General features: G+C 57.5%; 11 protein-coding genes. 5 read left to right on the forward strand and 6 right to left on the reverse strand.

Annotation, left to right across the window (positions count from 1 at the left end):
• Nucleotides 1-307: 307 nt before the first annotated feature.
• Nucleotides 308-982 (reverse strand): DNA repair protein RadC, encoded by a 675-nt coding sequence (radC, locus tag CFN46_RS12810; RefSeq protein ID WP_024951222.1) that lies wholly within the window; start codon nucleotides 980-982, stop codon nucleotides 308-310.
• Nucleotides 983-1,312: 330 nt separating this feature from the next.
• Between radC and coaBC the strand changes: the two genes are divergently transcribed.
• From coaBC to slmA, 5 genes are all read left to right on the forward strand, one after another.
• Nucleotides 1,313-2,680 (forward strand): bifunctional phosphopantothenoylcysteine decarboxylase/phosphopantothenate--cysteine ligase CoaBC, encoded by a 1,368-nt coding sequence (gene coaBC, locus CFN46_RS12815; protein ID WP_088743721.1) that lies wholly within the window; start codon nucleotides 1,313-1,315, stop codon nucleotides 2,678-2,680.
• On the forward strand, nucleotides 2,680-3,138 hold the full coding sequence (dut, locus tag CFN46_RS12820) for a dUTP diphosphatase (protein ID WP_024951221.1): 459 nt from the start codon (nucleotides 2,680-2,682) through the stop codon (nucleotides 3,136-3,138). The genes coaBC and dut overlap by 1 nt, the downstream gene beginning before the upstream one ends.
• A gap of 110 nt (nucleotides 3,139-3,248) precedes the next feature.
• The gene (locus tag CFN46_RS12825) at nucleotides 3,249-4,631 is read left to right on the forward strand and encodes a phosphomannomutase/phosphoglucomutase (RefSeq protein WP_024951220.1); all 1,383 of its coding nucleotides are present in this window, start codon (nucleotides 3,249-3,251) and stop codon (nucleotides 4,629-4,631) included.
• A 128-nt stretch (nucleotides 4,632-4,759) separates the two neighbouring features.
• Nucleotides 4,760-5,677: an acetylglutamate kinase gene (gene argB / locus CFN46_RS12830; protein ID WP_024951219.1), complete on the forward strand. Its 918-nt coding sequence runs from the start codon at nucleotides 4,760-4,762 to the stop codon at nucleotides 5,675-5,677.
• Nucleotides 5,678-5,790: 113 nt separating this feature from the next.
• Nucleotides 5,791-6,408: a nucleoid occlusion factor SlmA gene (gene slmA / locus CFN46_RS12835; RefSeq protein ID WP_024951218.1), complete on the forward strand. Its 618-nt coding sequence runs from the start codon at nucleotides 5,791-5,793 to the stop codon at nucleotides 6,406-6,408.
• Between the two features lie 136 nt (nucleotides 6,409-6,544).
• On the opposite strand, the gene CFN46_RS12840 is transcribed toward slmA, so the two are convergent.
• From CFN46_RS12840 to ftsY, 5 genes are all read right to left on the reverse strand, one after another.
• Nucleotides 6,545-9,175, reverse strand: coding sequence for a bifunctional diguanylate cyclase/phosphodiesterase (locus CFN46_RS12840; RefSeq protein WP_024951217.1), 2,631 nt, complete (start codon nucleotides 9,173-9,175; stop codon nucleotides 6,545-6,547).
• 175 nt (nucleotides 9,176-9,350) lie between these two features.
• Nucleotides 9,351-10,226, reverse strand: a complete 876-nt coding sequence (gene rpoH / locus CFN46_RS12845) for an RNA polymerase sigma factor RpoH (RefSeq protein WP_024951216.1) — start codon at nucleotides 10,224-10,226, stop codon at nucleotides 9,351-9,353.
• A 248-nt stretch (nucleotides 10,227-10,474) separates the two neighbouring features.
• Nucleotides 10,475-11,503, reverse strand: a complete 1,029-nt coding sequence (ftsX, locus tag CFN46_RS12850) for a permease-like cell division protein FtsX (RefSeq protein ID WP_088743722.1) — start codon at nucleotides 11,501-11,503, stop codon at nucleotides 10,475-10,477.
• Complete coding sequence (gene ftsE / locus CFN46_RS12855; RefSeq protein WP_024951214.1) at nucleotides 11,500-12,168, reverse strand: cell division ATP-binding protein FtsE; 669 nt, start codon at nucleotides 12,166-12,168, stop codon at nucleotides 11,500-11,502. Before ftsE ends, ftsX begins: the two co-directional genes overlap by 4 nt.
• A complete protein-coding gene (gene ftsY / locus CFN46_RS12860) occupies nucleotides 12,165-13,592 on the reverse strand; it encodes a signal recognition particle-docking protein FtsY (RefSeq protein ID WP_254918488.1) in 1,428 nt (475 codons plus the stop codon). Before ftsY ends, ftsE begins: the two co-directional genes overlap by 4 nt.
• Nucleotides 13,593-13,764: the final 172 nt, after the last annotated feature.

A 13,764-nucleotide genomic window follows, 5' to 3' on the forward strand; every position in this document is an offset into this window, starting at 1 on the left:
AGTGTGTTACGTCCATTCCGGAAGACAAGCTTCAGGGTACTGGAACGTGCAGGCGCAGCATTTTACCCGAAGAGTGACGCGAAAGCACGCCCAAGTCGGATTTTTTTCGCCAACACGCCCGTGCCCGAAGTGTCACATCGGTACAGCCGCTTGCTTAGCCGAACGCTTCACTCAGCCAATGTCGGCCAGAGTGGTCGCGAATTCTGTGGTGGGTGATACGGGAGGCGCAACATTACCACAATCAGTGCCCTGTTTTGCAATCCCCCGTCATACAGCATGTCTCACATGACGCTGGCCATTCGCTCTTTTATAACCAGCCACGCTCCGCAAAAGAGATGACTTCACCGTCACCCACCACGAAATGATCCAGCACACGAATATCAAACAGGCCCAGCGCCTCTTCCAATCGTTGAGTGATTCGTCGATCGGCATCGCTGGGCTCAGCAACACCTGATGGGTGATTGTGGGCCAGAATCAAGGCGCCTGCATTAAGTGCTAACGCACGCTTGACCACTTCGCGCGGATAGACCGCAGCAGCATCCAGTGTGCCAGTGAACAGCGTTTCAAAGCGTATGACGCGATGCTGACTATCAAGGAAAAGCGCCGCGAAGACCTCATGCGGCAAATCGCGTAGATGCGATGACAGATAGCGCCTTACCAGGACAGGCGACGTCAGCGCTGCACCGCGCATCAACAAGCTTTCCAGATGTCTACGCGATAGCTCAAGCGAAGCCTGCAGTTGGACATACTTGGCATCACCAAGACCTCTGGCGGCACAGAATTCGTCTTTCGTTGCCTCCAACAACGGTCTAAGCCCACCAAAGGTGGTCAGCAGGTCACGAGCCAGATCAACGGCAGAACGCCCCTTGATGCCGACTCGCAAGAATATCGCCAACAGCTCAGCATCTGACAATGCCGCAGCACCTAGCGAAATCAACTTTTCACGCGGGCGCTCCCCGACTGGCCACTCCCGAATCCCCATGCCCTGCTCCTTCCGTGTTGCCCGAAATACGGCGGCGGATCAATATCCAGCGCAGGCGCCGACAAGTGCTTCACACCAGACTCACCTGGTCGTAAAGCATGAGAAGAGTGGTCACCTCACTCCAAGCCTGCCACCAGCACTCTCAACGCTTATTCCTTCAACGCAAGCCTTGAAAGCCAAGATGGAAGGGCAGGAGGGAAGGCCAGTCAATGCACTCGCGACAGCCGCCGTACGCTGCCGGAGACGCTACGCAAGGTTGCATCACGGTGATATGGTAGAGGGCAGACTCAAGCGCTTAAAAATCGACGAATCAGGGACGCAGGACATACCATGCACTCACTCACCGGACGGCGCATTCTGCTAGGCATTAGCGGTGGCATTGCGGCCTACAAAGCCGCCCTCCTCACTCGCCTTTTGAAAAAGGCGGGGTGTGAGGTACGTGTTGCCATGACGGAGGGAGCCCAAGCCTTCATTACGCCACTGACCCTGCAGGCACTGTCGGGCAATCCAGTGCATACATCATTGCTCGACCCTGAGGCCGAAGCCGGCATGGGTCATATCGAACTGGCACGCTGGGCAGAGGTCATTCTCATTGCTCCCGCCACGGCCGACCTGATGGCGCGGCTAGCCCATGGCCATGCTGATGATCTGCTAACTACGTTGTGCCTAGCGAATGATGCGCACTGGGTAATGGCCCCAGCGATGAATCAAGCCATGTGGGGGCACCCTGCGACACAGCGTAATGCTCAACAATTGGTCGCTGATGGATGGACACTGCTTGGGCCAGATAGCGGCGAACAGGCCTGCGGCGATATCGGTGCTGGCCGCATGCTGGAGCCAGACGACATCTTTAAAGCACTGAGTGAGCAGCTCACTTCAGGCACCGTCGTATCAAGCCACTCAACGGCTGCTTCAAGTGAGCTGCCAGCCAGTGGCCTACGCATCACATTGACTGCTGGCCCGACTCGTGAAGCGCTTGATCCCGTGCGCTACCTGAGCAATCACAGTTCCGGCAAGATGGGATACGCATTGGCCGCCGAAGCCGTGGCACTGGGTGCCAGTGTGCGGTTGATCAGCGGCCCTGTCGCCCTGTCAACACCAGCAGGCGTGGAGCGCATCGACGTAGAGTCTGCACTTGAGATGCAAGCTGCGGCGGAGGCAGCGTTCGAGGACAGTGATATCTTCATCGGTTGCGCCGCCGTCGCTGACTTCCGTCCGACCGAGGTCGCCACGCACAAGCTCAAGAAACAGGCGGGTGAAGAGCAGATGCAGGTCGTGCTGACACGCAATCCCGATATCATTGCCGGTATTGCGAGCCGCAGCCATAAATACCGCACCGCCGGACAGCCAGCGCCTCTGATAGTGGGCTTTGCCGCCGAGACGCGCGATGTAGCCCACTATGCTCGCGACAAGCTGACGCGCAAGCGCCTCGACATGATCGTGGCCAATGATGTCAGTACGCCGGGACTTGGTTTCGGCAGCGATTCCAATGCCGCCACCTTGTTGTGGCACGAGCGTGATTCGATCGCGCAGCAGGCCATCGACGCCTGCCCAAAATTCGCGCTGGCGCGTGAGATACTACTCCGCGCGCTGACGCTTCATCACCACAAGACAAGCATGAGTGCCGAGAGTGATGCCCAGCATGGCACCACTTCACCAACCTCACCTGCTGCCATTGACGATCAGGAAACACCTTGATGACCCGCCCTCAGCTCGAACTCAAGATTCTCGACGAGCGCGTTCGCGACTATCCGCTGCCGCATCACGCCACTCCCGGCAGCGCTGGAATGGACCTGCGGGCCCTGCTGGATACACCACTGACACTGGCACCCGGTGCCTGTGAGTTGGTCCGTACTGGCCTCGCAATTCACATTGCCGACCCGGCACTGGCCGGCATGATCCTGCCGCGCTCCGGTTTGGGTCACAAACACGGCATCGTGCTGGGCAATCTGGTTGGCTTGATCGATTCCGACTACCAGGGCGAACTGATGATTTCAGTCTGGAACCGCGGTACCAGCGAGTTCGTGCTGGAACCCGGTGAGCGACTGGCACAGTACGTGCTAGTACCTGTCGTGCAGGCAGAGCTGGTTGAGGTCACGGAATTCGACGCCAGTGAGCGTGGTGAGGGTGGCTTCGGCCACTCGGGCCGCCACTGAGCCCTTGCCACCCCAGGCACCTCAAACGCCTCAGGTATTCGCACCATTCATCACAGGTCAGCAAGCGACCGCACAGTCTTAATGATTGATTCAACCGACAGGGATGCACCATGAGCCAGGTACCCGCTTCAATTTTTCGCGCCTACGATATCCGTGGGATCGTTGACGAGACGCTCACCGAAGACGGCGTACGCGCCATCGGCCAATCCATCGGCAGCGAAGCCGCTGCACGCGGTGAATCCACCGTCGTGGTCGCGCGGGATGGCCGTCTCTCCGGACCACGTCTGTCCAAGGCGCTGATCGCGGGCCTGCGTGATGCCGGCCGTGATGTCATCGACATCGGCATGGTGCCGACCCCGGTGCTCTACTACGCCACCAACATCCTGGAAGGTACCCGTTCCGGCGTGATGCTGACCGGTAGCCATAATCCGGCCAATTACAATGGTCTGAAAATCGTTCTGGCGGGCGAAACCCTGTCTGGCGATACCATTACCGATCTATATCGTCGTCTCGCGGAGAATGACCTGAGCCAAGGCGAAGGCAGTCTGCGCGAAGAAGACGTGCGTGAGCGCTACCTGGAGCAGATCACCGGCGATGTGGTCGTCAAGCGTCCGCTCAAGGCAGTGGTCGACTGCGGCAATGGTGTGGCAGGTGAGCTGGGGCCAGAGCTCATCCGTCGCCTTGGCGTTGACACCATCGCTCTGTTCGATGAGATCGACGGCAACTTCCCGAATCACCACCCGGACCCGGGCAAGCCGGAAAACCTTCAGGACCTGATTGCCAAGGTGAAGGAGACCGGTGCTGATATCGGCCTGGCCTTTGATGGCGACGGCGACCGTCTTGGCGTTGTCACTCCCAAGGGGGAAATCCTGTATCCGGATCGCCTGATGATGGCGCTCTCCGAGGATTTGATCGAACGTGTGCCGGGCGCGCGCATCATCTTTGACGTCAAGTGCACCGGCAATCTGGCGACCGTGATCGAGAAAGCTGGCGGCACGCCGGAAATGTGGCGCACTGGTCACTCACTGATCAAGGCGCGCATGAAGGAAACCGGCGCGGCGCTGGCCGGCGAAATGAGCGGCCACATCTTCTTCAAGGAACGCTGGTTCGGCTTTGATGATGGTATCTATGGTGCCGCACGCCTGCTGGAGATTCTGGCCAAGCAGGATGTGGACGCTGACACCTTCTTCGATCGTTATCCGCAGGACCTCGGCACCCCCGAGATCAATGTCGAGGTGACCGATGAGACCAAGTTCGCTATCGTCGAGCGCCTTGCGCGTGAAGGCGACTTCGGGACTGATGGCGTCAAGACCACCCTCGACGGTATTCGCGTTGACTACACTGACGGCTGGGGACTGTGTCGTGCCTCCAACACCACACCAGTGCTAGTGCTGCGCTTTGAAGGCAAATCCGAGGAATCCCTGGAGCGCATCAAGGACAGCTTCCGTGCCGCACTCAAGCAGGCAGAGCCCAGCATCGTGGCGCCCTTCTGATCTGCATCTCTACAGTTTCAAATATGACATGATGGACAGATAGAACGTGCGGCGACGGAAGACCCCGTCGCCGCACATGCTTTTCCGACGACAATTTCCGGACCTAATTTCTGTGGAGTGATACGCTGATGAGCCACGCCAACCGCGACCCACATCAGGTGGTCGAGGTCCTGTCCGAAGCCCTGCCTTATATCCAGCAGTTCTCCGGCAAGACCGTGGTGGTCAAGTACGGCGGCAACGCCATGACCGAAGAAGCCCTGATCAACTCCTTTGCACGTGACATGGTGCTGATGAAGGAAGTCGGCATCAATCCAGTGGTCGTGCACGGCGGCGGCCCTCAGATCGGTGCTCTACTCGCCAAGCTCAACATCGAATCACGCTTCGTTGATGGCATGCGTGTGACTGATGCCGAGACCATGGATGTGGTCGAGATGGTACTCGGCGGCCTGGTCAACAAAGGCATCGTCAATCTGATCAATCAGTGCGGTGGCAAGGCCATCGGCCTGACCGGCAAGGACAACAGTCAGATTCGTGCACGTCAGCTCAAGGTCAGCGGACATATGCCGGGCATGAATGCCTCGGAAATCATCGACATCGGTCATGTTGGTGAAGTGGAGCACGTTTCTACTGACCTGATCGAGCTGCTGACACGCAATGACTTCATTCCTGTCATCGCGCCGATCGGGGTCGATGCAGAGGGCCGCAGCTACAATATCAATGCCGACCTGGTGGCTGGCAAGGTCGCCGAGGCATTGGGTGCCGAGAAGCTGATGTTGCTGACCAACGTAGCGGGCCTCTTGAATGCCGAAGGTGAAGTCATGACTGGCCTGACCACTGAAGCGGTAGACGCGCTCATTGAAGACGGCACCATCTACGGCGGCATGTTGCCCAAGATCAGCTGTGCCCTGGATGCCGTAAAACAAGGTGTCCGTAGCGCACACATCATTGATGGCCGCGTTCCGCACGCTACCCTGCTTGAAATCTTCACGAATGCCGGGGTTGGCACGCTGATCAGCAACGCTGAAGCGGACCCTGTTACGGCTTAAAGAGCCTAAAGCCGGGGTATGCCCCGGTATTTCGCGCGAGGCAGCCAACACGCCTCAGGACACGTACCCGCCCATAGCACATCGCTATAGGCCGCGAGAAACGACAAGATCCCATGACGCAGGCGAATCCAAAACAATCCCGTCGCGAACAGATCCTTCAGGCACTCGCATTGATGCTGGAAGAGGACAGCGGCAAACGTATCACTACCGCGGCATTGGCACGTCAGGTCGGCGTGTCAGAAGCGGCACTTTATCGTCATTTCCCCAGCAAGGCGCGAATGTTCGAGGGGCTAATCGAGTTTATCGAGACCACTCTATTCGAGCGTATCGCATTGATTCTTCAAGACAACGACACAGCTCATGCTCGGGTGCACCATATCCTGAGTCTACTGCTGGGTTTTGCCGAGAAGAACCCGGGCCTGTGTCGATTGCTCAACGGTGATGCACTTACCGGTGAGACGGCACGCCTGCGCGTTCGCATGGCGCAGCTGTTCGAGCGCCTCGAGACCCAGCTCAAACAGGTGCTTCGCGAAGCCGAACCTCGCGAAGGGCTGCGACCGGCAATTACTGTCACAGCGGCTGCCAATTTGCTGCTGGCTTGTGCAGAAGGCCGTATCGGTCAATATGTGCGCAGTGATTATCGAAAACGCCCGACAGAGCATTGGGAAGACCAGTGGATGCTGTTGAGCCGTGATCTACTGCTGAGCAGTCAGGAGCGTATCGCTGTCTGATGAAGCACATCGCTGATTGATCCCAATAAGCTAGACCAACCAAAAAAGCCCCGCCTGCAATGATTGCAGGCGGGGCTTTTTTGCACCTAGAGCTTTTCTCATGTCCACAAAATGCAGGGCGTGCTAGAGCGATACATCAACTTACTGTCATGAATCGCTCGACAATGGCGTCTGCTGACATCGGGCGTGCCAGCAGGAAGCCCTGATAGGAATCACAACCCAACTGCTTCAGTCCCTCAAACTGTGCTTCGGTCTCGACACCTTCCGCCACAATTTCATGCCCCAGCGAATGTCCCAGGCTGATGATGGCCCCTATGAGTTGAGTGGCTTGATGATTGGGGCAACGATTACCGCTGTCTACTATCGCAAGCGCATCCATCTTCATGACAAAACTGCGATCCACCTTGAGGACATCCAGTGGTAACGATGAGAGGTAGGAGAGCGAGGAATAACCTTGCCCGAAGTCATCCAGCGCCACTCTCACTCCCAGCTCACGCAACGCATTCAATACAGCCAACCCGCCTTCCATATCCTGAATCAGCAGCGTCTCGGTCACCTCAACCTCCAACCGCGTCGGCGAGAGATTCTGGCTTTCCAGTACGCTGATCACCTCATGCTCATATCCAGATGTCAGCTGCCGCGCCGAAAGATTGACGGCCATACGCGGCATGTGAAGCCCCACTTCTTGCCAGCGCACCATCTGGGCACAGGCCTCCTCCAGCACAAAGCGCCCAAGCCGGAAAATCAGCCCTGTCTCCTCTGCCAATGGGATGAACTGCGCGGGCGAGATCATGCCTAGCTCTGGATGCTGCCAGCGCAACAGCGCCTCAACACCTAGCAACTCGCCCTCTGCATTCAATTGAGGTTGGTAGTGAAGGTATAGCTGATCACGGTCAATGGCCTGACGCAGGTCTTGTTCCAGCGTCATGCGTGATGCCACATGCTTGTCCAGCGACGACTCCCAGCACAGCGCATGATCGCCACGCGACTTGGCGTGATAAAGCGCTACGTCAGCATTCAGCATCAGCGCCTGTGCATCACCACCCGATTCCGCCAGCGCGTAGCCTGCTGTCAGGCTGATGATCAGCGGCCGCCCTAGAATCGTAAACGGACGCTCAATCTTTTGCTGGAGCTCTTCTACTACCTGCGCCGGATGCTCATTGCCATGAGGGAGATAGAGACCAAATTCATCTGCCCCAAGTCGTGCCACTAGCCCACCGGGGGGCAATAGACGTCGCAGTCGCTCGCCCATTGATACCAACAGTTGGTCACCAGCTTCATGACCCAACCCATCATTGACGGTGGAAAAGCGATCAATATCGGCATAGATCATCAGCCCGCCAACCGCGACATTTTCATCGGCCGCCGCCATGAAGGCTTTACGATTATGGAGGCCGGTCAGAGCATCGTGTCGCGCAAGGAAGTCGAGCTGCCGCTCGGATTCCTTATGGGCGCTGATATCGAGCAGCAAGCCCTCCCAGTAGCGCACTCCGTCCTCGCCCTCGATCATCACACTACGTTCCAGCACCCAACGCTCGTGGTCGGCGATAATTCTGAATACCTGCTCATGGCGCATCTGGGCGCACATTGCCCAGTGACGCGCCGTGCTGACAGCCTGACGATCTTCCTGATGGATCAATTCGGACAACGTGACGCCGGCACCCACCAGCGACTCGGCAGAACGTCCGAATAGTTCCGCGGCACCGCTGCTGATAAACGTCAACACACCTGTATTGACCTCAATGCGATACACCACGCCTGGCAAGTTATCCATCAGGGTAATCAGGGTGCGTGAGCGCGCGGTCATGGATTCCAGCGCCCCTTCAAGCTCATCATGACGTTCGCCACGCTGACGTTCAGCACGGGCCACAACGACGACGAGAACTACCAGAAAGATACCGCCCAGCAATAGACCGAACCAAGTACGCTGCCACCAGTACCACCATAGAGTGGACACTGGCTGACTTACCACGCTGAATAGCTTGAGAGGTGCGATATAACTGCCTGCGGCCATGCGGGGGCGTCCATCAAAACCCGGCACATGATAACGACGCACGCCACGCTCCGAGATGTACTTGCCCATGCTGGCCAGAGAAGACAGCGGCAGCTTCCCTGTAATGCCTAGCGCATGTTCCTGAGGACTGGAGAACAACAGCAAACCGTTGGTCGAGAACAAACGCAGGCGCTGACCTTCATCAGAGCCAGGATTGGCCAGTAGGCTACGAGACTCAGAGAAATCCAGGCAACCGATGATTAGCCAAGGCATGCCTTCGACATCCATATATCGATAAAACGGGAGACCTGGTTGCCCGGATGCCAGCGGTAACGCTGACCCAAACAGCAGGCTGCTGCGCCCCGGCAATGCCTGAGCCTCGGACTGAGAAAGCTGCCAACTGCAGCTGCGCCCGACACCAATCTGGCGAAGACTACTTCCGCGATAATCAGCGAACGGTACCGCTATCAAGGAGACTAACGAGGGGTGCCGCCCCAGCGCACTTTCAAGCGAGCCACGCCACTGATCATCACTCTCCCCCCGCAACACTCGTTCCAGCACCATCATTTCGCGAGCGACATCTGAAATCAGCTGCTCAGTGGAGATGTGTAGTTGAGTATCCAGCGCCTCAAGTCTTCGCATCTCTTGCTCGCGCACATCGAACCACTGGCTGGCCAGATAGAGCCCCCCAAGCACCACCAGCAAGGCGGCATTGATGCCAAAGATCCGCCATAGCGAATGTGTACCACCGTCACGGGGAGAAATTGGGTCCACAGAGCCACCAATAAAGGAATGAAATATATCGCACTGTAACAGAATGAAACATTATGTTGCACTGTTCAACTGATAACTGCTTCCCTATTAGTATCGACCCTGCCTCAACGAAGATACCCCGCCGAGATTCTCGACGGGGTATCTTTATTCATCGCAGCATTATCCAAGAGTGAACTTAGGCAGCGAAGCCTTCACTCATATCACCCATCGATTCACGCAGCTTCTTCATGGCATTTTTTTCAAGCTGGCGAATACGTTCAGCAGACACGCCATAGATATCAGCAAGCTCATGCAAGGTTGACTTGTTATCGCTCAACCAGCGTTGCTGCAGGATATCGCGAGAGCGCTCATCCAGCGCAGCCAATGCTTTCAGCAAGCGACCATGGGAGTCGTTTTCCATGTCCTGCTGCTCAACCCGAGCGGCCGGGTCAAGGCTATGGTCTTCGAGATAGTTGGCCGGCGCCTGATAAGCAGAACTTTCATCGTCGCTGGGCCCTGCATCAAACCCCGCATCGTGTGCAGAGAGACGGCTTTCCATCTCACGCACTACTGTGGGCTTGACGTCCAGATCACCCGCAATCGCGTCTACTTCATCATTGTTCAACCACCCCAGACGCTTCTTGGCACCACGCAGGTTGAAGAACAGCTTACGCTGAGCCTTGGTGGTCGCGACCTTGACGATACGCCAGTTACGCAACACAAACTCGTGGATTTCGGCCTTGATCCAGTGCACAGCAAAGGAGACCAGACGAACTCCCTGATGAGGATCAAAGCGCTTGACCGCTTTCATCAGGCCGACATTACCTTCCTGGATCAGATCTGCCTGCTGCAAGCCATAACCGCTGTAGCTGCGCGCGATATGTACAACGAAGCGCAGGTGCGACATGACGAGACGACGTGCCGATTCCAGATGATTTTCTTCATGCAGACGTAACGCTAGCTCATGCTCTTCTTCCGCAGTAAGCACAGCGATACGGTTCACCGACTGAATATAGCCGTTTAGATCTTGACCCGGTGACAGATGGCCAAGTGGCTGAAGACTGGTGCTCATAATACAGATGTCTCCATGGTTGCCTAATTCACGCATGCAAGTAGTAAGACTGTGAAGGTTGCAACAGGTTCCCGTCAAGGGCTGTACATGACGTGTATAAATGTCATGTCACGTTGCGCGGCGTAACATGACAGAGTGAGCAAAACGTTTAATCGCCCACCCTCCTTTCACTGCCACTCGGTAAAAATGTTGCCGGGGCGTAATCGTTGCCTGCCGTCATGACAATATCGACAGCTGATCGCCAATAATTAACGTGGGGATATGCTGGCGAGATGACGCCCTACCGCAAACCAGGCACCGACCCAGCCCAGTATTGTACTCGAAAACAGCAGTGCAGCGCCGCCTGAAAGCCCCAGTGAAGGCAACACATAGTTGCCGCCATAGCTTTGTACAAGGCCCGTCACAGGAGCTGCCAGCCAGCTACCTCCTAGCGCCAGAATCCCGCAGGCCAGCAACCCGCCCCCCAGCCCATACCAAGCGCCACTGTACAAGAAAGGACGTCGCACAAAGGCATGCGTTGCTCCAATCAGTGTCACCACTTCAATTTCCTGCCGGCGGCTCTCTACGGATAGGCGAATGGTATTGCCCACCACTAGCAGAACACCAAGACCAAACAAGACCGCCAATCCCAGCGTCACTTTTTGGCCTAGCTCACCCAATTGGCGAAGACGCTCCAACCAGGCCAGATCGAGCCGCGCGCTCTCCACGCCCGGTTCACTTTCCAGTCGAGTCGCCAGCTGATGCACAGACTCCGGCGTCGTATCGACAGGTGTAATCATGATACTGGCGGGGAGTGGATTATTATCCAGCAAGCTTAAGGAACGCTTGAGGTCCAGCGCCTGAGCGAACTCTTCCATGCCTTCAGCCGCAGTGATCAGACGCACACCGCCGATGCCCTGCTCGTCTCGCAATCGATCTGCCAGGTCCAGCGCCCGCCCTTCACTGACGGAGGTATCAAGATACAGCGTCAACTGAGCACTGTCGTTGAGCTCATTATCCAACAACCGCGCACTATCCAGCGCCAGCCATAATGCCGCCGGTAATGTCAGTGCGATGGCGATAGCAAGCATGGTGAGAAGACTGGCAATCGGTGTAACGAGCAGTCGTCGAGCACTATCACGCGCCATGGCGCCATGATGGCGCAACCAACTACGATAGCGACTCTCGACGGAGACTCGACTGGAGCGTGCCCCCTTGCGTGCGCGACGCTCAGCAGCATCGGCAGATTCTACTGCTTCGGGCGTCGGCTTGCGTGTGCGAAGGCGAGAAGAACTCATCGAGCATCCTTGTCAGCAATCAGGCGGCCATCGGCGAGTTCAAGCGTGCGATGGTGCAGGCCCGCAATCAGCGCCAAGTCGTGGCTGGCAATCATCACCGTGGTACCGATGCGATTGAAATCCTCGAACAACCGCATTATGTCTGCGGATAACGCCGGATCGAGATTACCAGTAGGCTCATCTGCCAGCAGCAACGCAGGCTTGTTGACCACGGCGCGCGCGATCCCCACCCGCTGCTGCTCACCACCGGATAACTCAACCGGCAGTGCCTTTTCTCGGTGTAGCAAACCCACCTTGTCGAGCGCAGCCCGCACGCGCCGAGCCTGTTCACGTGGTGTAACACCCTGAATCATCAGCGGCAGTGCCACGTTATGGAATATATTGCGATCGCTGAGCAGCTGATGATCCTGAAAGACCACGCCAATCTGGCGGCGGTAATACGGTACCTGGGAGACGTGCAGTCGGCCGATATCATGGCCGGCCACCAGTATGCGCCCCCGCGAAGGCCGCTCAAGGAGCATGATCAGCTTGAGCAGTGAGCTCTTTCCTGCGCCGGAATGCCCAGTGAGAAAAGCCATTTCGCCTCGCTCGACCGTGAAGTCGAGCCCGGCCAGTGCATCAAAGCGCCCACCATAACGCTTGCCTACATGCTCGAATGCGATCATGCCTCGCGCTGCTCCTCGTCGACCTCTTCCCCACTACGGGCAAACAACGCACTGACGAAATCATCGGCTGCGAAGGGACGCAGATCATCCACACCTTCACCGACGCCAATATAGCGAATCGGCAGATTGAGCTGCTTGGCCAACGCGAAGATAATGCCGCCCTTGGCAGTGCCATCAAGCTTGGTCAGCGTCAGGCCAGTAATATTGACCGCCTCATGGAAGGTGGTCGCCTGCGCCAGTGCGTTCTGCCCGGTACCCGCGTCCAGTACCAGCATCACTTCGTGCGGCGCATTGACGTCCAGCTTGGCCATCACGCGCTGCACCTTCTTGAGCTCTTCCATCAGATGGCTCTTGTTGTGCAGACGCCCAGCAGTATCAGCAATCAAAATATCGACGTTACGTGCCTTGGCTGCCTCCAGCGCGTCATAGATGACAGATGCGCTATCAGCGCCGGTGTGCTGCGCGATGACCGGCACCTTGTTGCGTTCTCCCCAGACCTTGAGCTGCTCGACCGCTGCCGCGCGGAAGGTATCGCCAGCCGCCAGCATCACGCTGCGGCCCTGGCTCTGGTAGCGCTTGGCCAGCTTGCCGATGGTGGTGGTCTTGCCGACCCCGTTGACCCCGATCATCAGGATCACGAAGGGACCACTGCCCTTGGGCGGCAGCTCGATGTCACGTGCAACCGGTGCCAGCATCACGCGCAGCTCTTCCTGCAACGCCTGATAAAGCGCCTCCGGCTCTTTAAGCTCCTTGCGGGAGATACGTGCCGTCAGGTTATCGATGATCTCGGTGGTGGCCTCGATCCCCACATCTGCCATCAGCAGCTGGGTCTCGAGATCTTCCATCAGTTCATCGTCAATCTGCTTCTTGCCGAGGAACAGGCTAGCAACGCCCTCTGTCAGGTTGGCGCGCGTCTTGCCAAGCCCTGCTTTCATGCGCGCGAAGAAACCACGGCGCGGCTTCTCACGGCCATCACGAGCAGTATCCCGCTCATCTTCCGAGGCATTGGTTGATGCGTCAGCCTCCAGCTCCTCGTGAATAGAGGCAGCGATGCCTTCAGCGGCACGTACTTCAGCTTCCTGGCGAGCCTGCTCCAGTGCCGCACGCTCCTCTTCCTCGATGGCCGCAAACTCGGCTGCGGCTCGCGCTTCGGCAATGCGCTCTTCTTCCTGACGCGCAACAACACGTGCGTCTTCTACACGTGCGGCTGCAGCGACTTCTTCTGCAATCGCTTGTGCTTGGATTTCAGCCGCTTTTTCGGTGGCAATGCGATCCGCTTCAGCCTTGGCGACCTGCTCAACAGCAATGCGATCGGCTTCAGCCTTGGCGGCCTGATCAGCAGCAATGCGTTCGGCTTCAGCCTTGGCGGCCTGCTCAACAGCAATGCGATCCGCTTCAGCTTGGGCGGCCTGCTCAACAGCAATGCGATCGGCTTCAGCCTTGGCGGCCTGCTCAACAGCAATGCGATCGGCTTCAGCCTTGGCGGCCTGCTCAACAGCAATGCGATCGGCTTCAGCTTGGGCGGCCTGCTCAGCAGCAATGCGATCAGCTTCAGTCTGGGCGGCCTGCTCAGCAGCAATGCGATCAGCTTCAGTC

Origin of the sequence: Cobetia sp. QF-1 (assembly GCF_002213105.1) — a bacterium.
Classification (GTDB): Bacteria; Pseudomonadota; Gammaproteobacteria; order Pseudomonadales; family Halomonadaceae; genus Cobetia; species Cobetia crustatorum.